Origin of the sequence: Amycolatopsis sp. NPDC051128 (assembly GCF_040682715.1) — a bacterium.
In the GTDB taxonomy this organism is placed as follows: Bacteria; Actinomycetota; Actinomycetes; order Mycobacteriales; family Pseudonocardiaceae; genus Amycolatopsis.
In genome coordinates, this window is sequence record NZ_JBFBBN010000021.1 from 12,981 (window position 1) to 32,437 (window position 19,457).

Here is a 19,457-nt window from a genome sequence, read left to right on the forward strand (position 1 = left end):
CCGCCGCGTCGCGCACCCACGCCCGCGGGCCGCCGCGACCGTCCTAAGCGGGTGTTAGGAACTGCCCCCCGACCTTGCTGGTTACCCGCTGGTTGGTCACCGTGAGTCGCAACACAGGAGGTCGACGATGACAACCCGGATCAGCGGCACCCCCACGGGGGCCGTCAGCGAGAAACGCGTTATCGCCAACGTGCTGCGCGGCTCCATCGGCAACTTGGTCGAGTGGTACGACTGGTACGCCTATGCGGCGTTCACCACGTACTTCGCCAAGTCGTTCTTCCCCACTTCGGACACCACCGCCGCGTTCCTCGGAACCGCGGCCGTGTTCGCCGTCGGGTTCCTCATGCGCCCGCTGGGCGGCTGGATGCTCGGCCGGTTCGCCGACCGGTTCGGCCGCCGCAGCGCGCTGGTGCTCTCGGTCACGCTCATGGCGGGCGGCTCGCTGCTGATCGCCGTCACGCCGAGCTATCACACGATCGGGATCGCCGCGCCGATCCTGCTGCTGACCGCGCGGTTGATCCAGGGCCTCTCGGTCGGCGGCGAGTACTCCACCTCGGCGACCTATCTGTCCGAAGTGGCCACTCCCGGCAAGCGCGGCTTCTACTCGAGCTTCCAGTACGTGACGCTCTACGGCGGCCAGCTGCTGGCGCTGGGGCTCCAGCTGATCCTGCAGATGATCCTCACCGAGCAGCAGCTGACGGCGTGGGGCTGGCGGATCGCGTTCGCCGTCGGCACCGTGGCCGCGCTCACCGTGATGTGGCTGCGGCGCGGCATGGACGAGTCGGAAAGCTTCAAGAAGGAGTCCGGTGGCGAAACCGGCAAGGCCGCCGGGGAGCGTGGCACGCTGCGCGCGCTGGCCAAGTACCCCAAGGAGATCGCGCTCGTCGTCGGCCTGACCCTCGGCGGCACGGTGGCCTTCTACACCTTCGCCACCTACAGCCAGAAGTTCCTCGAGAACACCGCCCACATCCCGCGGCGCACGGTCACGATCATCCTGTTCTCGGCGATCCTCCTCGCGGCGATCCTGCAGCCCCTCGCGGGGAGGCTGTCCGACCGGATCGGCCGCCGGCCGCTGCTGCTGTTCTTCGGCATCGCGGGCACGCTGCTCACCGTCCCGATCATGACCGTGATGGGCTCGACCCGGAACCCGGTCGGCGCGTTCTTCCTGGTGCTGGCGGGGCTGGTGGTCGTCGCCGGGTACACGTCCATCAACGCGATCGTGAAGGCCGAGCTGTTCCCGACGAAGATCCGCGCCATCGGCGTCGGCCTGCCCTACGCGCTGACCGTCGCGATCTTCGGCGGCACCGCCGAGCTCATCGCGCAGGCGCTGAAGAGCGCCGGGCACGAGTCGGTGTTCTTCTGGTACGTCGCGGGCTGTGTCCTGGTCTCCCTGATCGTCTACGGCACAATGCGGGAAACCTCGAAGACCTCCGAGCTGGAGGCCAGGCCGGAGCCGGTGGGCGCCGAACGCTGAGATAGGGGATGGCCGTGCGCGTGCTCCTCGTCGAAGACGACGCGGGTGTCGCCGGCGCGCTCGCCGAGTCGCTGCACGCGCGCGGCCATCCGGTCACCAGTGTCGGCCGCGGGGCCGACGCCCTGCACCACCACCGCGAAGCCGACCTGGTCCTGCTTGACCTGGGCCTGCCCGACCTCGACGGGCTCGACGTGCTCCGGAAGATCCGGGCGGTGTCGCCGGTGCCGGTGATCGTGCTGACCGCGCGCGGCGACGAACGCTCGGTGGTGCGCGGCCTCCGCCTCGGCGCGGACGACTACCTGACCAAGCCGGTCCGGCTGGCCGAGCTGCTGGCCCGGATGGACGCCGTCGTGCGGCGCGCGGTGGCCCGCGACGCCCCGGCCGGCGACGTCGTGCGCGTCGACGACGTCGAGATCGACCTCGCCGCGCGCCGGGTCCTGGTGGCCGGGCGCGACATCGGGCTGACCACCAAGGAGTTCGAGATCCTCGCCGTGCTGGCCGCGCGCCCCGGCACCGCGGTCAGCCGCCAGCAGCTGATGGACGAGGTCTGGGGCGACGCGTACCTCGCGGTGTCGCGCTCGCTCGACGTCCACCTGACGCAGCTGCGCGCGAAGCTCGACCGGCCGGGGCTGCTCACCACCATCCGCGGCTTCGGCTACCGGCTCGGCCGGGACTGACCCCGCGTGCGTACCCGGCTGCTGGTTGTCCTGGTCGCCCTCGCCCTCGCGGTGGTCGCCGCCTTCGCCGTGCCGCTGCTGACCGCCACCGCCGAGCAGCGCACCCAGCAGCTGGTCATCTCCCGCACCGCCGACGTCGACCGGTTCGTCGTGCTGGCCCAGCAGGCCGTCGACACCCACGAGGCGACCGCGCTTGTGGCCGACGCGGCGCGCTACGCCGAGCTGTACGGCGAAGGCGTCGTCATCGTCGACGCCCGGCGCGTCCCGCTGGTGCAGGCAGGCGGGCTGACGGCCGCCGACCCGGCGGTGCGCGCGCTGGTGGAGGCCACGATGCGCAACGAGCCGGCGCCGCAGGTCGAGCGGCTCGGTCCGTGGTCGGCCGAACCGGCGTACTTCGCGCGCCCGGTCGGCACCGGCACCCGGGTGTCCGGCGTGGTCGTGCTGCGGGCCTCGGTGACGGCGGCCGCCGCGGACGTCGCCACCCGGTGGGCCACCATCGGCGCCGGCGCGCTGCTGGTCGCGGTGGTGTTCGTGCTGCTCGCCGTGGTGCTGGCCCGGTGGATGGTCCGGCCGCTGCACGAACTGGAGACCGGGGTGCTCGCCGTCGCCGCCGGGCACCGCGCGCACGTCCCGGAACGCACCGGGCCCCGCGAGCTGCGGACGCTGGCCGCCGAGGTCAACCGGATGTCCGAAGCTGTGCTCGAAGCCGCCGAGCAGCAGCACCGGCTGGTCGCCGACGCCTCGCACCAGCTGCGGAACCCCCTGGCGGCGCTGCGGCTGCGCGTCGACTCCCTGGCCGGCCGGGTCGAAGGCGACGGCGCCACCTACCGGGCCACCGTCGCCGAGGTCGAACGGCTCGAGAAGCTGCTGGACGGCATGCTCGCGCTCGCGCTGGCCGAGAGCACGGCGACGCGGGTCGCCGCCCTCGGCGCCGACGAGGTGTGCGACCTCGCCTCCGTGCTCGCCGAACGCGTCGACGCCTGGCGTCCCGCCGCCGAGGACGCCGGTTCGAGGCTCGTGCCGCCACCCGGCCACGACGAGCCGGTGACCGTGCGCTGCCCGGAAGGCGAGCTGGCGCAGATCCTCGACGTGTTGCTGGACAACGCCGTCCACTACGCCGGGCGCGGCGCGAAGATCACCACCGACTGGGCGGCCGGTCCGGAGACCGCCACCCTCGTCGTCGCCGACGACGGGCCCGGTCTGTCCACTGAGGACCGCGCGCGGGCGACCGAGCGGTTCTGGCGCGCCGGCGGCGAAGGCGCCCCGCGCGGGACCGGGCTCGGGCTGGCCATCGCGCACCAGCAGGTCCGCACCCGGGGCGGGCTCCTCGACCTGCGCCAGGCCGAGCCGCACGGCCTCGAAGTCCGCGTCACCCTGCCGCTGGCGGAGGTGCCGGGATGACCCTCACCCGCCGCACCGCCCTGCTCGGCGGCCTCGGGCTCGCCCTGGCCGGCTGCTCGGCGTCCGGCTACCGCGGCCCGGAGCGCGCGCTGACCATCGCGGCCGGCGAGCCGGGCGGGTTCTACCTGGCCTTCGCCGAGCTGCTGGCCGCCGAGCTGAACCGCGCGGAGCCGCTGCTGCACGCCAAGGCCGTCCCGACCGAGGCGAGCGTCGCCAACGTCGACCTCGTGCGACGCGGCCAGGCCGATCTCGGGCTGGTGCTCGCCGACGTCGCCCAGACGTCGCTCGGCGGGCACGCGCCGTTCACCGAGAAGGTGCCGTTGCTCGCGCTGGGCCGCGTCTACGAGAACTACCTGCAGCTCGTGGTCCGGGCGGACGGGCCGGTGCGCCGGCTCGCCGACCTGGCGGGCCGCCCGGTGTCGCTCGGCGCCGGCGGTTCCGGGGCGGCCCAGCTCGGCGAGCGCCTGTTCGCGAAGGCCGGGGTCACGGTCGACGCCCGGCACCTGCTGTTCGACGACGCGGTCCGCGCGCTGGCCGGACGGCGGATCGACGCGATGCTGTGGTCCGGCGGGGTGCCGACGCCGAAGCTCGCCGACCTCACCCGCACCACGCCGATCGCCCTGCTGCCCCTGGATCCGGTCGTGCCGGCGCTCCGCGCCGCGTACGGCCCCGTGTACGACCAGGTCCAGGTGCCCGACGGCGCGTACCGCGGCGTCGGCGCGCTGGGCACGATCGGCGTCGCGAACCTGCTCGTCTGCTCCCCCGCCCTGCCCGGCGACGTCGCCGCCGCGGTCGTCCGGCTGCTCGTCGGGCACGCCACCGCCCTGGTGCCCGCGGAGGCCGTCGGAACCCAGTTCCTCGACGTGCGGACGTTGATCGGCACCCAGCCGGTGCCGCTGCAGCCGGGCGCGGCGGCCGCGTACCGCGCCCTGCACGGCTGACTGTGCCGATCGTTCCCGATCCGACCACAGTCACGGCCGAATGGCTTGGTGGCAACGGGTCACGTGCCGCGCGGGGGTCGGCCTGCTTTTGGCCGGATCGGGCAACTAGATTGGGCGCGTGACCGAACCCCGCCGCCCGATCGTCGAGATGCCGCTGCGCGTGCGCTACCACGAATGCGACGGCCAGGGCATCGTCTTCAACGCCCACTACCTGGCCTATGTGGACATGTGCGCCTTCGAGGCGGAGAAGATCCTGTTCGGCTCGCACGCCGAGTTCCTCGCCCACGGCACGGACGTCGTGGTCGCGGAGGCGAACCTGAAGTACCGCGCCCCCGCCCGCTACGACGAGGAACTGGTCGTCGCGCAGTACCTGAGCCACCTCGGCACGACGTCGCTGATCTTCGACTTCGAGATCCACCGCGCGGGCGAACCCGTGCTGGCGGCGAACATCCGGTACGTGTTCATCGATCCGGCCACCCTGCGGCCCACGGCGCCGCCGGACGCCGTCCGCAAGGTCTACGCGGCGCTGCTCGAGGACTGAGCCGTGTTCCGCGTTCTCTTCTACCACCCCGAAATCCCGCCGAACACGGGCAACGCGATCCGGCTGGCCGCCAACACCGGCTGCGAGCTGCACCTGGTCGAGCCGCTCGGGTTCACCCTGGAGGACAAGCAGCTGCGCCGCGCCGGGCTCGATTACCACGACCTGGCCCGGGTGCGGGTGCACGCGGACCTTCCGGCGGCGTGGGAAGCGTTGCTGCCCGCGAAGGTCTACGCGTTCAGCGCGTCGGCGACCCGGCTCTACACCGACATCGCGTACACACCCGGGGACGTGCTGCTGTTCGGCCCGGAGTCGGCGGGCCTGCCGCCCGACGTCCAGCACGCGCCGGAAGTCACCGACCGGGTGCGGCTGCCGATGCTGCCGACCAGCCGCTCGCTCAACCTGGCCAACACGGCGGCGATCACGATCTACGAGGCCTGGCGCCAGAACGGCTTCGCCACCCCGGACGCGCGCTGAGCGCTCCGCCGCGCGCTTGATCGGCTCCGGTAGGTTCGCCGGATGCGACAGCAGTTCCTGGGGGCGCTCATCGGCGCCGCGTTCGGCACCGTGTTCGTCCTCGTCAACTCCGGCGACCCGCTCCCCGCGGCGGTGGCCTGGGTGCTCCGTGCCCTCGCCGTCGTGGCGCTCGCGGCCGTCGTGGTCCTCGGCGTCCGCGCGGGCGGGCGCCCGACCCTGGAGGGCCGGCCGATGTTCGGCCCGAGCTACCGGGTGATCGTCATCGGCGAAGTGGTGCTGCTGGTCGCCGGGTTCTTCGTGTTGAACCTGCTGGACGCGCCGGTCCAGGCGAACGTCGCGTGGATCGCCACGGTCGTCGGGCTCCACTTCGCCGCGCTCGCCTCCGCGTGGAAGACCCGCTCGATCCTGGTGGTCGGGGTGGTCCTGACCGTGCTCGGCGTCGTCGGCCTCGCCCTGCTGGGCTCCCCCGCGCTGCCGTGGGTGCCGTTCGTGAGCGGCGTCCTGTCGGGCGTCACCCTGCTCGGCGGCAGCCTGTACGGCGTCCGCCGAGCGGGGTGATCACGGCAGCCGTTGCCCGAAGAACAGGCTGGCCGCGGCGCCCAGCATGAGGAGCAGGGTGCCGACGACGACCCACGGCTTGCTGGCGTCGGCGTCCTTGAGCTCGTAGCCGATCTGCTCACCGAGGTCCGCGTACACCTTCTTCAGCTCCTCGGCGCTGGCCGCCTTGTAGAAGTCGCCACCCGACAGCCGCGCGATCTCGCGCAGTGACTCGTCGTCCACGCTCACCGGCTGGGGTTTGTCGTCGATGGTGACCGAACCGTGGGTGGTGCCGAAGGAGATCGACGAGATCGGCACCCCGGCCTGCTTCGCCGCCTGCGCCGCGGTGTACCCGCCGCGCGCCGCGTACAGGTCTTCCGGGACGGTCTGTTTCCCGTCGGACATCAGCACGACGCGCGCCGGCGGCGGCCCGTCGGCCCCGCCGACGACGCTGGAGAAGCTCTCCACCGACTGCAGTGCCGCGAAGATGCCTTCGCCGGTCGCCGTCGACTGGGCCAGCTTGAGGTTTTCGATCGCCTTGATCACGCCGTTGCGGTCCGTGGTCGGGTTGACCAGCACCGTCGCCGTGCCCGCGAACGAGATCAGCCCCAGGTTGATCCCCGGGGTCATGTTCCGCGCGAACTGTGTCGCCGCCTCCTGCGCCGCCTTGAGCCGCGACGGCGCGACGTCGGTGGCCTCCATCGACAGCGACACGTCGATCACCAGCACCACGGTCGCCCGGTTGCGCGGCACCTTCTGCTCGGCGGTCGGGCCCGCCAGCGCCACGGTCAGCAGCAGCAGCGAGAGCACGACCAGCACGGCGGGCAGGTGCCGGACCCAGCCTTCGCTCTTCGGCGCGATCTTCTCCAGCAGGTCCAGGTTCGCGAACCGCATCGTCCGCCGCCGCCGCGCCCGCTGGACGAGCACGTACCCGGCGGCGACCGCGGCCACCGCGATCAGCAGCAGGAACCACCAGGGCGCGGTGAATCCGGTGAGACTCATGCGCCGCCCCCCTCGCTGACGCTCGGCCGCACGGCAGGATTCCGGCAAAGTCTCGAGGGTTTCCTGGTCTCGAATGACTCATTCGGGACCTCGCAGGTCCCGAATGAGTCATTCGCGACACCAAGCGCGGTGTCCAGCGGCTCGTTCACGCCACACCCCCGGACCACCGGCGCTTGCGGGCGACGACGAACCGCACCACGTCGGCGATCCAGTCGGCGTCGGTGCGCAGCGTCAGGTGCGCCGCACCCGCCCGCCGGAGCCCGGCCGCCACTTTCTGCCGGTGGGCGTGGGCCGCGGCCCCGAACTCCTTGCGCAGCAAGGCCGAAGCGTGCACTTCGCGCTGTTTCCCTGTCTCCGGGTCGGCCAGCACGACGGTGCCCACCTCGGGCAGGTCGACGTCGCGCGGGTCGAGGACTTCGATCGCGATCAGTTCGTGGCGCCCGCCCAGCGCCCGCAGTGGTCGCTCCCACGAGCTGTCGCCCAGGAAGTCGGAGATCACCACGGCCAGGCCGCGACGGCGCGGCGGGCGGCGCAGCGCCTCCAGGGCCTGGGCGAAGTCGCCCCGGGTGCCCTCGGGCGCGCGCGGTGTCTCGGCCAGCTTCCGCACCAGCCCGCGGGCGTGCGGCAGGCCGCCGCGCGCCGGGATGCGGGTGGTCTCCGCGCCGGTGGAGATCAGCGCGCCGATCCGGTTGCCGCCGCCCCCGGTCAGGTGCGCGACCGCGGCGACGGCGCAGACCACCAGGTCACGCTTCTCGCAGAGTGCCGTGCCGAAGTCGAGGCTCGCCGAAAGGTCGGCGACCACCCACGTCTCCAGCTCGCGGTCGGCCACGGTCTCGCGGATGTGCGGGGTCGTGGTGCGGGCGGTGACCGCCCAGTCCATCCGGCGCACGTCGTCGCCGGGCTGGTACGGACGGGCCTCGCCGGGCTCGGACCCCGGCCCCGGCACCAGGCCGAGGTGGTTGCCCTGCAGCAGCCCGTCGAGCCGGCGGCGGACGTCGAGCTCCAGCGTCCGGAGCCCGGCCTCCATCCGGTCGCCGCGCAGCACCGGCGGCGCCCACGCCGGGCGGACGCCCTTCTCCTTCTTCGCCATCGCCGGGTTACCTGACCGGCGCGCCCGCCGGGACCGGGCCGGCCCCGCCCTGTGGCCGGGCCGAAACCTGCGGCAGCGGCACGGTCTGCAGCACACGCGTGATGATGTGGTCGATCGGCACGCCGTCGGCCAGCGCGTCGTAGGACAGCACGAGCCGGTGGCGCAGCACGTCCGGCACCACGTCGACGACGTCCTGCGGCAGCACGTAGTCGCGGCCGCGGACCAGGGCCAGCGCCCGTGCGGCGGCGATGATGCCGAGGCTCGCGCGCGGCGACGCGCCGTAGGACACCCAGCCGGCGACGTCGGCGAGGCCGTGCTCGTTCGGCGTCCGGGTGGTCAGCACCAGGCGAACCACGTAATCGACCAGCGCGTGGTGCACGAACACCTGCGACGCGACGCCCTGCAGCCGGACCAGCTCGCCCGGGCTCAGCACCTCGTGCGGGGTGGGCGGGGTGACGCCCATCCGGTAGATGATCTCGCGCTCCTCCTCGGCGGAGGGGTACTCGACCAGGATCTTGAACAGGAACCGGTCGCGCTGCGCTTCCGGCAGCGGGTACACGCCCTCGTTCTCGATCGGGTTCTGGGTGGCGAGCACGAGGAACGGGTCCGGCATCGGGAACGTCTGCCCGCCGATCGACACGTGCCGCTCGGCCATCACCTCGAGCATCGCCGACTGCACCTTCGCCGGCGCGCGGTTGATCTCGTCGGCGAGCACGAAGTTCGCCACGACCGGGCCGAGCTCGACGTCGAACCGCTCGGCGCCCTGGCGGTAGATCCGGGTGCCGAGGATGTCGGCGGGCACCAGGTCCGGGGTGAACTGCACGCGCGAGAACGACCCGCCGACGACCCGGGCGAACGTCTCCACGGCCAGCGTCTTCGCCACACCGGGCACGCCTTCGAGCAGCAGGTGGCCCTTGGCCAGCAGACCCACCAGCATCCGCTCGACCAGGCGGTCCTGGCCGACGATGATCCGCTTGACCTCGAACACGGTCCGCTCCAGCAACTGGGCGTCCCGCGCCGGCGTCGCGGGCTGCTGCCCGTTCCCGCTCTCGGCGTAGCCGGGCTCGGTCACTCTGCCTCCTCAAAATCGTGCGCCGCCCCCGCGACGGTGATCACGCGGTGCGACCGTACTGCGTCCCCCGGTCGTCCGTCCGTCCGGCTCGCGGACGCACGCGTTGGCCCGTCAGTAGCCAACACGGTCACCGGTATGACACCTGTGAAGCACCTCTCGACCTGACAGGCGCCCTGGTCCCGCGGGGCCTGCGGGAATCGCGGGGGACCGGCCGAGATCCGCGCGACCGGCGAGCCCGCCTGATCCGGGTGGCTCAGCGGTGGCGCTCCAGGTCCTCCGGGGTGTCGATATCGTCCGCTTCGCCCCGTTCGGCCGGGACCTCGGCGACGGCCAGGCCGCCCAGGACGCGCCGCAGGGCGGCGTTCGCCACCTGCTCCGGCAACGCCGCCTTCAACGCGGCCACCCGCCAGGCGCCCAGCAGCCACTGCCGCGCCCCCGCGGCGTCGACCAGGACCGCGCCGTCGCCGTCGCCGACCGCCGCCACCAGCTTGTCCACAGTGGACCGGCGGACGCCCGGGAGGTCGGCCGCCAGCAGCGCGACCACCTCGACCTCGTCGGGGACGAAGACGAGCCCGGCGGCCAGCGCCGCCACCGGGCCGGTGCCGGGCACCGGTTCCCGCGTCCACACCACGTCGAAGCCCGGCCGCCGCGGGCCGACGGCGATCACCCGTTCGGCGCCGCCGAGGGCGTGGATCGCGCGGGCCAGCAACGGTTTCCCGCCCACCGACAGCGCCGGTTTGTCCACACCGGACAGCCGGCGGGCCGAGCCGCCGGCCACCACGATCCCCGCGTAGCGCATCCCGGGAACATTAGCGGCCCAGCACGAGGTAGGTGAAGCCCAGCACCCCCCGGTAATCCCGGACGTACTCGCGCAGCCGCTGGTCGAGCCACTCACGGACCTCTCCCGCCCGCGGGTCGGCGGAGTGCCCCGCCAGCCACTCCTCCCAGCCGGCCCGCGAGGTCGACTCGAAGTCGTCCCATTCGAGCTGGTCGGCGGTGCTGAGGTGCAGCACGCGCCAGCCGGCGTCGTCCACGGCGTCGAGCAGGTCCGGCAGGGTCAGCAGGCCGGGGCCCAAGATCTCCGCCGCCGCATCGGACGGGGGCACGGCCCAGAAGCCGTCGCCGTAGAGCAGACGGCCGGACGGCACCACCCGGGCGAGCCGGTCGAGCGCGGCCTTCGTCGAGCCGAAGGCGTGCGCGGCGCCGACGCAGAACGCCCGCTCGGCGGGACCGTCCCAGGTCGCGGCGTCGGCTTCGGTCAGCTCGACCCGCGAGGCCAGCCCGCGCCGCTCAACCGCCGCCCGGCCGCGCTCGAGCGAGGTGACGTCGTTGTCGACGCCGGTGCCGCGCAGCCCGGGCGTCCGCTCGACGGCACGCAGCAGCAGCTCACCCCAGCCGCAGCCGAGGTCGGCGAGGTGCCCCTCGGCCAGGCCCATCCGGTCGAGCAGCAGGTCCGCGTGCGGCTCGGACAGGGGCGTGTTCCAGCGCATCCGGGCGCGCCGCAGCGCGTTCAGTTCGTCGTCCACGACTCGATCTTGGTCCGGGCCGGTGACGGCGTCGAGCGGGTTTCAGCCGATGAGGCGCGTCGCGTACGGCATGATCCCGCCGTACCGCACCGGCGCGATCCGGACGCGCAGCCCGGACTGCGGGGCTTCGACCATCTGGCCGCCGCCGAGGTACAGGGCGACGTGGTGGATGCCGCCGTCCCCACCCCAGAACAGCATGTCGCCGCGGCGCATCCGGGACAGCGGGACCTGCCGCCCCGCCGAGTACTGGTAGCCGCTGTAGTGCGGCAGCGACCGGGCCCCGGCGAAGGCGAAGATCATCAGGCCGGAGCAGTCGAAGCCGATCTTGTCGTAGTCGCCGTAGCGGTCCGCGACGCCGCCGTCGCGGATGCCGCGGGTCGGGCCGCTCGCGTTGCCGCCGCCCCAGGCGTACGGCATCCCGAGCTTCGACAGCGCCCGGGCGATCACCGCCTCGATCGACGCGCCGGCCGGGGCCGAGGGCCCGCCGGACGGGGGGCCCTCGGCCCCGCCGGACCCGAGCGCCGCCTGGCGGGCGCGCTCCTCGTCCTCCCGGGTCTTCTGGGCGAGCCAGTCCTGGTAGCGCTGCCGCTGACCCTGCAGGCCGTTGACCTTGGCCTGCGCGGCGTACAGCTGCTGCTCGACGTCGGACTTGTTCTTCTGGAGCCGGGTGTTCTGCGACTCCTGGTCGTCCTGCGCCCGCACGGCCGCGGCCTGCGCGGAGTCGGCGCCGGTCTTCGCCCGGCGCGCGGCGTCCTGCTTCTCCTGGGCGATCTCCGCGGCCTTGCGGGCCGCGGCGTCCTTGTTCGACTTCTCGGTCCGCGCCTGCTGGAGCCGGTCGAGCGCGTTGAGCCGGTCGCCACCGACGGCGTCGAGCAGCTGCGCGCGGGCGAGCATGTCCTTGGGGCTGTCGGCGCTGAGGTACGCCGAGAGCGAGCCGACCGTGCTGCCCTGCTCGAAGCTCGCGGCGGCGAACGACTTGAGGTTCGCGCGGGCCTGCTCGATGGCCGCCGACGCGGCGTCCGCCTCGGTGCGGGCGGCCTTGGCGTCGTCCTCGGCGCGCGCCGCGTCGTCCTGCGCCGCCTGCAGGTCGACCAGGGCCTTGTTGGCCTCTTCCTGCTTGAGCTCGACGTCGTCCTGCAGCTGCGACAGCTTCTGCTCGGCCTGGGCGAGCTGGTTGGTCAGCCTGCCGACCTCGCCCGCTTTCGCGTTGGCGTCGGCCTTGCTCGAACCGAGGTCCGCGTCACTGGGGTTGGGCGGCGGCGGGGGCGCGGCGAGGCCCGTCCCGGCCGCGGCGGACAAGATCACCAGGACCAGGGCGGTCACGGTGAGTCCACGGCGGGCTCCCGGCACCGACCGTCCCCCGCGCCGTCCCGCCACGACCGCCACCTCCGTCACCAGCGCACACCGCGTGTCACCGCAGCCACACCACTATCACAAGCATCATCGGAAACTTACACACCGTAGGCATCAATTCCCCCCATTGAGGGACCCTTGGCGCGGATGGCGCAGCCCACACCGCGTGTCGTCTTGAACCCTTAACAGGACACGCGTACTGTTTGAGGCACCGCGAGGTGTGCCATCCCGAATCCGGTCCTACGGTGGGGGTGCGCAAGACTCGCGTCCGCCTCGTGCGGACTGCACGACACCCGAACTGACCGAACTGACCCGGGACTCGACCGCCGCACCGGCGCGGAAGTCCATGCCACTGGAGTTAGACGTGACCGCACCTGCCAGCAAGGACAGCTTCGGCGCCAAAGACACGCTGAAGGTCGGCGACGCCTCGTACGAGGTGTTCCGCCTGAACAAGGTCGAGGGCGCCGAGCGCCTGCCGTACAGCCTGAAGATCCTGCTCGAGAACCTGCTGCGCACCGAGGACGGCGCGAACATCACCGCCGACCACATCCGCGCGCTGAGCTCGTGGGACCCGACGGCCGACCCGTCGATCGAGATCCAGTTCACGCCCGCCCGCGTGATCATGCAGGACTTCACCGGCGTCCCGTGCGTCGTCGACCTCGCCACCATGCGCGAGGCGGTCACCGACCTCGGCGGCAACCCCGACAAGGTCAACCCGCTCGCCCCGGCCGAGCTGGTCATCGACCACTCGGTGATCATCGACGTCTTCGGCCGCCCCGACGCCTTCGAGCGCAACGTCGAGATCGAGTACGAGCGCAACCGCGAGCGCTACCAGTTCCTGCGCTGGGGCCAGGGCGCCTTCGACGAGTTCAAGGTCGTCCCGCCGGGCACCGGCATCGTGCACCAGGTCAACATCGAGCACCTCGCGCGCACGGTGATGTCCCGCAACGGGCAGGCCTACCCCGACTCCTGCGTCGGCACCGACTCGCACACCACGATGGTCAACGGCCTCGGCGTGCTCGGCTGGGGCGTCGGCGGCATCGAAGCCGAGGCGGCCATGCTGGGCCAGCCGGTGTCGATGCTCATCCCCCGCGTCGTCGGCTTCAAGCTGACCGGCGAGATCCCGGCCGGCGTGACCGCCACCGACGTCGTGCTCACCATCACCGAGATGCTGCGCCGCCACGGCGTGGTCGGCAAGTTCGTCGAGTTCTACGGCGAGAGCGTCGGCGCGGTGCCGCTGGCCAACCGCGCCACCATCGGCAACATGAGCCCGGAGTTCGGCTCCACCGCGGCGATCTTCCCGATCGACGAGGAGACCGTCCGCTACCTCAAGCTGACCGGCCGCTCGGCCGAGCAGGTCGCGCTGGTCGAGGCCTACGCCAAGGAGCAGGGCCTCTGGCACGACCCGTCGCGCGAGGCGACCTACTCCGAGTACCTCGAGCTGGACCTCTCGACGGTCGTCCCGTCGATCGCCGGCCCGAAGCGCCCGCAGGACCGCATCGAGCTGACGGACGCGAAGTCGTCGTTCCGCAAGTCGATCCACGACTACGTGGACGGCGAAGACCTCACGCCGCACACCAAGATGGACGAGGCTTCGGAAGAGTCGTTCCCGGCCAGTGACGCCCCGTCGCTGTCGTTCGCCGAGGACGACGCCGCGCCGGTCACCTCGTCCGCCGCGAACGGCGCGTCGGGCCGCCCGAGCAAGCCGGTCAAGGTCAGCACGTCCGACCGCGGTGAGTTCGTGCTCGACCACGGCGCCGTGGTGATCGCGTCGATCACCTCCTGCACGAACACCTCGAACCCGTCGGTCATGCTCGGCGCGGCGCTGCTCGCGCGCAACGCCGTCGACAAGGGCCTCGCGGTCAAGCCGTGGGTCAAGACGTCGATGGCGCCGGGCTCGCAGGTCGTCACCGACTACTACACCAAGGCCAACCTGTGGCCGTACCTGGAGAAGCTGGGTTACCACCTGGTCGGCTACGGCTGCACCACGTGCATCGGCAACTCCGGCCCGCTCTCGGACGAGATCTCCGCGGCGATCCAGGAGAACGATCTCACCGCCGTTTCGGTGCTCTCGGGCAACCGGAACTTCGAGGGCCGGATCAACCCCGACGTGAAGATGAACTACCTCGCGTCGCCGCCGCTGGTCATCGCCTACGCGCTGGCCGGCACGATGGACTTCGACTTCGCGAACCAGCCGCTGGGCCAGGACACGCAGGGCAACGACGTCTTCCTCAAGGACATCTGGCCGACCGCGCAGGAAATCCAGGAGACCATCGACTACGCGATCACGCAGGAGATGTTCACCAAGGACTACGCGGACGTCTTCGACGGCGGCGAGCGCTGGAAGTCGCTGCCCACCCCGGAGGGCAAGACCTTCGAGTGGGACCTCGAGTCCACCTACGTCCGGAAGCCCCCGTACTTCGAGGGCATGACGCCGGAGCCCGCGCCGGTCACCGACATCACGGGCGCGCGCGTGCTGGCGAAGCTGGGCGACTCGGTCACCACCGACCACATCTCCCCCGCCGGCGCGATCAAGCCGGGCACCCCGGCCGCGCAGTACCTGACCGAGCACGGCGTGGAGAAGAAGGACTTCAACTCCTACGGCTCGCGGCGCGGCAACCACGAGGTGATGATCCGCGGCACGTTCGCGAACATCCGGCTGCGCAACCAGCTCCTGGACGACGTGCAGGGCGGCTACACCCGTGACTTCACGGTCGACGGCGCGCCGCAGGCGTTCATCTACGACGCGGCGCAGAACTACGCCGCGGCCGGAACGCCGCTGGTCGTGCTGGGCGGCAAGGAGTACGGCTCGGGCTCGTCGCGCGACTGGGCGGCCAAGGGCACTTCGCTGCTGGGCGTCCGCGCGGTGATCACCGAGTCGTTCGAGCGCATCCACCGGTCCAACCTGATCGGCATGGGCGTCATCCCGCTGCAGTTCCCGGCGGGCGAGTCGGCCTCGTCGCTCGGCCTCGACGGCACCGAGACGTTCGACATCTCGGGCATCACGGCGCTCAACGAGGGCACCACGCCGCGCACGGTGCACGTCACCGCGACCAAAAATGATGGAGCCACCGTGGAGTTCGACGCGGACGTCCGGATCGACACCCCGGGCGAGGCGGACTACTACCGCAACGGCGGCATCCTGCAGTACGTGCTGCGGAAGATGACGCAGGTGTAAGGGTTTCTCTCGCACGAAGCGCTCGGCCCGGCTCAACCGCCCCAATGTGGCGTTCGGTGCGTCCAACGCAACCAATGTGGCGTTCGGTTCGTTGGACGCAACCAACGCCACATTGGGGCGTTTCACGTCGCCGCCGGCGAAGCCGGGACCTGCCCGAGTGGCTGCCGGGCCGGACGTGAAACGGGCCGGGGTGACAGCGTCACCCCGGCCCGTCAGGCGATCGGCCTCAGCCCTGCGCGGGCGCGGCCGCCGTCTCGAACGGCTGGACGTTCGGCTGGAACACCTGGCCGCCGGCCGGCACCTTGAGGTCGGTCAGGTAGTCCGCCACGGCCTTGTCGACGCCCAGCGCGTCACCGAGGATGCAGTGGCCGAACGCGTCGACCGACAGCAGCCGGGTGTTGCCCAGCTCGGCCGCCATCCGCTGCGCGAACTGGTACCGCGTGGCCGGGTCGTAGAAGTTGCCGACCACGACGACCGGGGCGTCGGTCTTCGCCCGCCACGGGCCGCGGTAGGCGTCCTTCTTCGCCGGCCACACCGGGCAGGCCGCCGTGTCGGCGAACGCCTGGTACCGGCCGAACGTCGGCGATTCGCGCTCCCACTTGGCCGCGATCCCCGGCACCTGGTCCTGCTTGATCTTGAACGGCTTGTCGGCGCAGTTGACGGCGAAGTACGAGTCGTCGCTGATGTAGGGGCTGTCCGGGTTCTGGTCGGCCAGGCCCTGCTTGCCGGGCGTGAGCACCTTCATCGGCCGGCCCTGCAGGGTCTGGGCCTGCGCGCCCGCCGGGTGGATCGCGGTGTACAGCGCCTGCAGGTCCTCGGCCAGGCCGGCGAACGCCCCCGGCGAATACATGACGCCCGAAACCCCGCCGGTGAACTGGTTGATGTCCACCGTGCCGCCACCGGGGATGGTGATCGGCTGCTTGCGCAGGTACTCGCGCAGCTCGTCGAACTTCGCCCGCGGGGTGCCGTCGCTGAACGCGCACTTCGCGCCCACCTGGTCGCACCGCTTGAGGAACGCGTCCAGCGCGATCTCGAAGCCCTGCGCCCGCTCCCGGTCGTACTCGACACCGTCACCGGTGCGCAGCGCCGGGTCGACGTTGCCGTCGATCACGATCGCGCGGGACTGCTTCGGGAACATCGACGCGTAGGTCGAGCCGATCAGCGTCCCGTACGAGAAGCCGACATAGGTCAGCTTCTGGTCGCCGACCGCCGCGCGCAGAGTGTCGAGGTCGCGCACGACGTCCTTGGTGGACATGTGGTTCAGCAGCGAACCGGCGTTGTTCCGGCAGAACTGGCCGTAGTCGCGATAACTGGCCAGCGTGCCGGAGATCTCGGCGCGGCTCAGCGGCACCGGGATCTGGGCGGCGAAGACCTCGTCCGCGTCCTCCTGCGTGGTGAAGCAGCGCAGCGGGTTGCTCTCCCCGACCCCGCGCGGGTCGAACCCGATCAGGTCGAAGCGGTCGAGGACCGGGGGCTGGAAGATGTTCTGGCCGCCGATCGGCATCCGCAGGCCCGAGCCGCCGGGGCCGCCGGGGTTGAGGAACAGCGAGCCGACGCGCTTGTCGGACGTGCGGGCGGCGCGCTTGAGCAGGGCGATGTCGATGGTGCCCAGCGTGGCGTCGTCGTGGTCGATCGGCACGCGGTAGCGCGCGCAGCTGTAGAACTTGACCTGGTCCGCGGGCACCCCGGCGAGGGTGTCGCTCGAGCAGGTGCCCCATTTGACGGCGGCGGTCGCGCCGACGACGGCGGGCTTGGCCACCGCGTCTTCGGCCGCCACCGCGGTACCGGCCGTCCCGGCCAGGCTTACGCCGGCCACGAGCGCCCCCACCAGTGCGAACGACCGCACCCGGCCCTTTGTGGATCTCGGCAAGACGTCTCCTCCCTAGGTCACGCACTCGCCGCGCGCTCAAGGCCCCACGGCGCGTTACCCGGGTGAGACTGGCACAAACCGGTGAATACCGTCACCGGCCGAAAGGATGGTGGGAATCTATCGGGCGACGCGAGCGAGTACGAAAACGGGCAACGACCGGCCTGCCTCTTTTCGCTCCATCGCATACCCGGGCCAGAACGCGAGCAGCTCGGCCCACATCCGGTCGTACTCCTCGCCGGTGAGTTCGCGCGCCACGACCTCGATCGGCCGTCCCGCCAGCGCGATCCCGGCCTTCGGGTGCGCGCGCAGGTTGAGCGCCCACGCCGGATCGTGCGGCCGGCCCCAGTTGGACGCCGTGAGCACGAAGTCGTCACCGCGCGGGAAGTAGAGCAGGTTGGTGCTGCGGGGCAGCCCGCTCTTGCGGCCGGTCGTCGTCAGGCGCAGCGACGGCAGCCCGGCGAGCGCCACGAGGCTCACCCGGCCGCCGAACGCGCGGTGCAGTTTCTTGTCCGCCCAGACGACGAACCGGGCCGTGCGCATCAGCCACGGCTTCGTGCCGACGGCCCGGGCGAGCGCCCGGAGAGGATTAGCCACGCACAGATCTTGCCAGGCTCACCCCGAACCGCTGCTGGGAGTCCGTCCACCAGCGCTCGAGGGCGAACCCGGCCGCGGCCAGCTCAGCCTCGATGCCGCCGGGACGGAACTTGGCCGAGATCTCCGTCCGGATGTGCTCGCCCTCGGCGAAGGACACGGTCAGGTCCGCGCCGGGGATCTCGACCGTGAGTTCGCGGCGGGCCCGCAGCCGCATCTCGATCCACTCGTTCTCCGCGTCCCAGTAGGAGACGTGGTCGAACTCGTCCGGGTCGAAGTTCGCGCCGAGCCGGGCGTTGATCACCCGCAGCACGTTCTTGTCGAACTCCGCCGTGACGCCCGCCGCGTCGTCGTAGGCGCGTTCGAGAATCCGGGGGTCCTTGACCAGGTCGGTGCCGAGGAGCAGCCACTCCCCCTCGTCGAGCACCTCGCGGACCGACCGCAGGAAGGTCGCGCGTTCGGCGGGCAGGAAGTTGCCGATCGTGCCGCCGAGGAAGGCCACCACCCGGGGCTGGCCGCCGGGCAGCAGCGCGAGGTGCTGGGTGAAGTCCCCGACGACGCCGCGGACGGCCAGCCCCGGGTAGTCCGCCGAAATCGACTCGGCGGCCTCGGCCAGGGCGGACTCGGACACGTCGAGCGGGACGAACGCCTCCAGGGTCCCGTGCCCGGTGAGCGCGTCGAGCAGCAAACGGGTCTTCTCGCTGGACCCCGAACCGAGCTCGACGAGCGTGTGCGCGCCGGTCAGCTCGGCGACGTCCCCGGCGTGCGCGGCCAGCACCTCGCGCTCGCTGCGGGTCGGGTAGTACTCCGGCAGCTGGGTGATCTTCTCGAACAGTTCGCTGCCCTCGGTGTCGTAGAACCACTTGGGCGGCAGCCACTTCCGGCCGGCGGCGAGCCCGGCGACGACGTCCGCGCGGAGTTCCTCGGTGACGGCGTCGCCGGAGCGGTGGTGGTCGAGATCGACTTCGGTCATGGGTGCTCCTGGGTCAGGGGAAGCAGGTCGACGCCGGCCGCGGTGGCGCGCACGGCGTGGTGGTCGGGGACGGGTCGCCAGCGCGGGTCGCCGTCGCAGGGTTCGGACGACAGCAGGACGCCCGTGCGCGTCACCAGCATCGACAGCGCGTGCGTCCAGGTCGTGCCGATCAGCGTTTCGCCGTCGGTGAGCAGGAAGTTGAGCCGGGAACCGGGCGCGGCCGCCTCGACGGCGGCGGTGAGTCCCGCGACCGCTTCGAGGGGGTCTTCGCCGGTGGCCAGCCGGGCGCGCAGCATCGCCCAGAGCACCGCCGAGTCGGTCGGCGCCTCCAGGGTGAGCAGCTCGGTGACCGGCAGCTCCTTGGCGAGCTCGGCCAGCGAGGCCGGCCAGCCGCGGACGACGCCGTTGTGGCTGAACAGCCAGCGCCCCGCGGTGAACGGCGCCGCGGCCGCTTCGGTCACCGGCATGCCGGTGGTGCCGTTGCGGACCGCGGCGACGAACGCGCCCGAGGTGACGGCCGCGGCCAGCGTCGGCAGCGTCTCGTCCGTCCACAGTGGAGTGGACCGCCGGTGGCGCAGCGGCGCGGCGCCGCCGGGGCCGGGGTACCAGCCCAGCCCGAACCCGTCGGCGTTCACCGAGCCGCCGCCGCGCATGTCCGCCGGCGCGTACGACTGCACCAGCAGCGAATGCGGGGCGCGGAAGAGCACCTCGGCGGGCGAAACCGGCTCGCCGAGGTAGCCGATGTGGCGGCACATGG

General features: G+C 72.1%; 18 protein-coding genes. 8 read left to right on the plus strand and 10 right to left on the minus strand.

Annotated elements, in window-relative coordinates:
- Window positions 1-127: 127 nt before the first annotated feature.
- The 7 genes from AB0M82_RS21990 (at window position 128) to AB0M82_RS22020 (ending at window position 6,066) form a co-directional block, all read left to right on the plus strand.
- Entirely contained in the window at window positions 128-1,474 is a 1,347-nt protein-coding gene (locus AB0M82_RS21990) for an MFS transporter (RefSeq protein ID WP_364724644.1), read from the plus strand.
- A gap of 8 nt (window positions 1,475-1,482) precedes the next feature.
- Window positions 1,483-2,151, plus strand: a complete 669-nt coding sequence (locus tag AB0M82_RS21995; RefSeq protein WP_364724647.1) for a response regulator transcription factor — start codon at window positions 1,483-1,485, stop codon at window positions 2,149-2,151.
- A 6-nt stretch (window positions 2,152-2,157) separates the two neighbouring features.
- Window positions 2,158-3,552 (plus strand): HAMP domain-containing sensor histidine kinase, encoded by a 1,395-nt coding sequence (locus AB0M82_RS22000; RefSeq protein WP_364724649.1) that lies wholly within the window; start codon window positions 2,158-2,160, stop codon window positions 3,550-3,552.
- Complete coding sequence (locus AB0M82_RS22005) at window positions 3,549-4,493, plus strand: TAXI family TRAP transporter solute-binding subunit (RefSeq protein WP_364724651.1); 945 nt, start codon at window positions 3,549-3,551, stop codon at window positions 4,491-4,493. The genes AB0M82_RS22000 and AB0M82_RS22005 overlap by 4 nt, the downstream gene beginning before the upstream one ends.
- Window positions 4,494-4,611: 118 nt before the next feature.
- Window positions 4,612-5,034 carry a thioesterase family protein gene (locus AB0M82_RS22010; protein ID WP_364724653.1) on the plus strand — a complete coding sequence of 141 codons (423 nt, stop codon included), beginning with the start codon at window positions 4,612-4,614 and terminating at the stop codon, window positions 5,032-5,034.
- A 3-nt stretch (window positions 5,035-5,037) separates the two neighbouring features.
- Window positions 5,038-5,508 carry a tRNA (cytidine(34)-2'-O)-methyltransferase gene (locus AB0M82_RS22015; protein WP_364724656.1) on the plus strand — a complete coding sequence of 157 codons (471 nt, stop codon included), beginning with the start codon at window positions 5,038-5,040 and terminating at the stop codon, window positions 5,506-5,508.
- Between the two features lie 42 nt (window positions 5,509-5,550).
- Window positions 5,551-6,066: a hypothetical protein gene (locus AB0M82_RS22020; protein ID WP_364724658.1), complete on the plus strand. Its 516-nt coding sequence runs from the start codon at window positions 5,551-5,553 to the stop codon at window positions 6,064-6,066.
- Here AB0M82_RS22020 and AB0M82_RS22025 read toward each other — a convergent pair whose 3' ends face one another.
- The 6 genes from AB0M82_RS22025 to AB0M82_RS22050 all read right to left on the minus strand — a co-directional run bounded on the left by AB0M82_RS22025 (window position 6,067) and on the right by AB0M82_RS22050 (window position 12,085).
- Complete coding sequence (locus AB0M82_RS22025; RefSeq protein WP_364724661.1) at window positions 6,067-7,047, minus strand: VWA domain-containing protein; 981 nt, start codon at window positions 7,045-7,047, stop codon at window positions 6,067-6,069.
- A gap of 145 nt (window positions 7,048-7,192) precedes the next feature.
- Window positions 7,193-8,137, minus strand: coding sequence for a DUF58 domain-containing protein (locus AB0M82_RS22030; protein WP_364724664.1), 945 nt, complete (start codon window positions 8,135-8,137; stop codon window positions 7,193-7,195).
- 7 nt (window positions 8,138-8,144) lie between these two features.
- Window positions 8,145-9,209 carry a MoxR family ATPase gene (locus AB0M82_RS22035; protein ID WP_364724667.1) on the minus strand — a complete coding sequence of 355 codons (1,065 nt, stop codon included), beginning with the start codon at window positions 9,207-9,209 and terminating at the stop codon, window positions 8,145-8,147.
- A 253-nt stretch (window positions 9,210-9,462) separates the two neighbouring features.
- Entirely contained in the window at window positions 9,463-10,008 is a 546-nt protein-coding gene (locus AB0M82_RS22040) for an NTP transferase domain-containing protein (RefSeq protein ID WP_364724669.1), read from the minus strand.
- Between the two features lie 10 nt (window positions 10,009-10,018).
- Window positions 10,019-10,735 (minus strand): methyltransferase domain-containing protein, encoded by a 717-nt coding sequence (locus tag AB0M82_RS22045; RefSeq protein WP_364724672.1) that lies wholly within the window; start codon window positions 10,733-10,735, stop codon window positions 10,019-10,021.
- A gap of 42 nt (window positions 10,736-10,777) precedes the next feature.
- The gene (locus AB0M82_RS22050) at window positions 10,778-12,085 is read right to left on the minus strand and encodes an NlpC/P60 family protein (RefSeq protein ID WP_364724906.1); all 1,308 of its coding nucleotides are present in this window, start codon (window positions 12,083-12,085) and stop codon (window positions 10,778-10,780) included.
- 349 nt (window positions 12,086-12,434) lie between these two features.
- Here AB0M82_RS22050 and AB0M82_RS22055 point away from each other — a divergent pair, with 349 nt between their 5' ends.
- On the plus strand, window positions 12,435-15,266 hold the full coding sequence (locus tag AB0M82_RS22055; RefSeq protein ID WP_364724675.1) for an aconitate hydratase: 2,832 nt from the start codon (window positions 12,435-12,437) through the stop codon (window positions 15,264-15,266).
- A 226-nt stretch (window positions 15,267-15,492) separates the two neighbouring features.
- Here the strand turns inward: AB0M82_RS22055 and AB0M82_RS22060 are convergent, their stop codons facing one another.
- The 4 genes from AB0M82_RS22060 to egtC form a co-directional block, all read right to left on the minus strand.
- A complete protein-coding gene (locus AB0M82_RS22060) occupies window positions 15,493-17,112 on the minus strand; it encodes an alpha/beta hydrolase (protein ID WP_364724908.1) in 1,620 nt (539 codons plus the stop codon).
- Window positions 17,113-17,253: 141 nt separating this feature from the next.
- Window positions 17,254-17,676, minus strand: a complete 423-nt coding sequence (locus tag AB0M82_RS22065) for a nitroreductase family deazaflavin-dependent oxidoreductase (protein ID WP_364724911.1) — start codon at window positions 17,674-17,676, stop codon at window positions 17,254-17,256.
- Between the two features lie 46 nt (window positions 17,677-17,722).
- Entirely contained in the window at window positions 17,723-18,700 is a 978-nt protein-coding gene (gene egtD, locus AB0M82_RS22070) for an L-histidine N(alpha)-methyltransferase (RefSeq protein WP_364724678.1), read from the minus strand.
- Window positions 18,697-19,455 carry an ergothioneine biosynthesis protein EgtC gene (gene egtC / locus AB0M82_RS22075; RefSeq protein ID WP_364724681.1) on the minus strand — a complete coding sequence of 253 codons (759 nt, stop codon included), beginning with the start codon at window positions 19,453-19,455 and terminating at the stop codon, window positions 18,697-18,699. The genes egtD and egtC overlap by 4 nt, the downstream gene beginning before the upstream one ends.
- Between the last annotated feature and the right edge of the window lie 2 nt (window positions 19,456-19,457).

Excerpts from the sequence above, each read along its gene's own strand:
- AB0M82_RS21990 (WP_364724644.1), top strand. The coding sequence starts at position 128 with ATGACAACCCGGATCAGCGGCACCCCCACGGGGGCCGTCAGCGAGAAA.
- egtD (WP_364724678.1), bottom strand. The coding sequence starts at position 18,700 with ATGACCGAAGTCGATCTCGACCACCACCGCTCCGGCGACGCCGTCACC.
- AB0M82_RS22040 (WP_364724669.1), bottom strand. The coding sequence starts at position 10,008 with ATGCGCTACGCGGGGATCGTGGTGGCCGGCGGCTCGGCCCGCCGGCTG.
- AB0M82_RS22020 (WP_364724658.1), top strand. The coding sequence starts at position 5,551 with ATGCGACAGCAGTTCCTGGGGGCGCTCATCGGCGCCGCGTTCGGCACC.
- AB0M82_RS22055 (WP_364724675.1), top strand. The coding sequence starts at position 12,435 with ATGCCACTGGAGTTAGACGTGACCGCACCTGCCAGCAAGGACAGCTTC.
- AB0M82_RS22065 (WP_364724911.1), bottom strand. The coding sequence starts at position 17,676 with ATGCGCACGGCCCGGTTCGTCGTCTGGGCGGACAAGAAACTGCACCGC.
- egtC (WP_364724681.1), bottom strand. The coding sequence starts at position 19,455 with ATGTGCCGCCACATCGGCTACCTCGGCGAGCCGGTTTCGCCCGCCGAG.
- AB0M82_RS22005 (WP_364724651.1), top strand. The coding sequence starts at position 3,549 with ATGACCCTCACCCGCCGCACCGCCCTGCTCGGCGGCCTCGGGCTCGCC.
- AB0M82_RS22025 (WP_364724661.1), bottom strand. The coding sequence starts at position 7,047 with ATGAGTCTCACCGGATTCACCGCGCCCTGGTGGTTCCTGCTGCTGATC.
- AB0M82_RS21995 (WP_364724647.1), top strand. The coding sequence starts at position 1,483 with ATGGCCGTGCGCGTGCTCCTCGTCGAAGACGACGCGGGTGTCGCCGGC.
- AB0M82_RS22030 (WP_364724664.1), bottom strand. The coding sequence starts at position 8,137 with ATGGCGAAGAAGGAGAAGGGCGTCCGCCCGGCGTGGGCGCCGCCGGTG.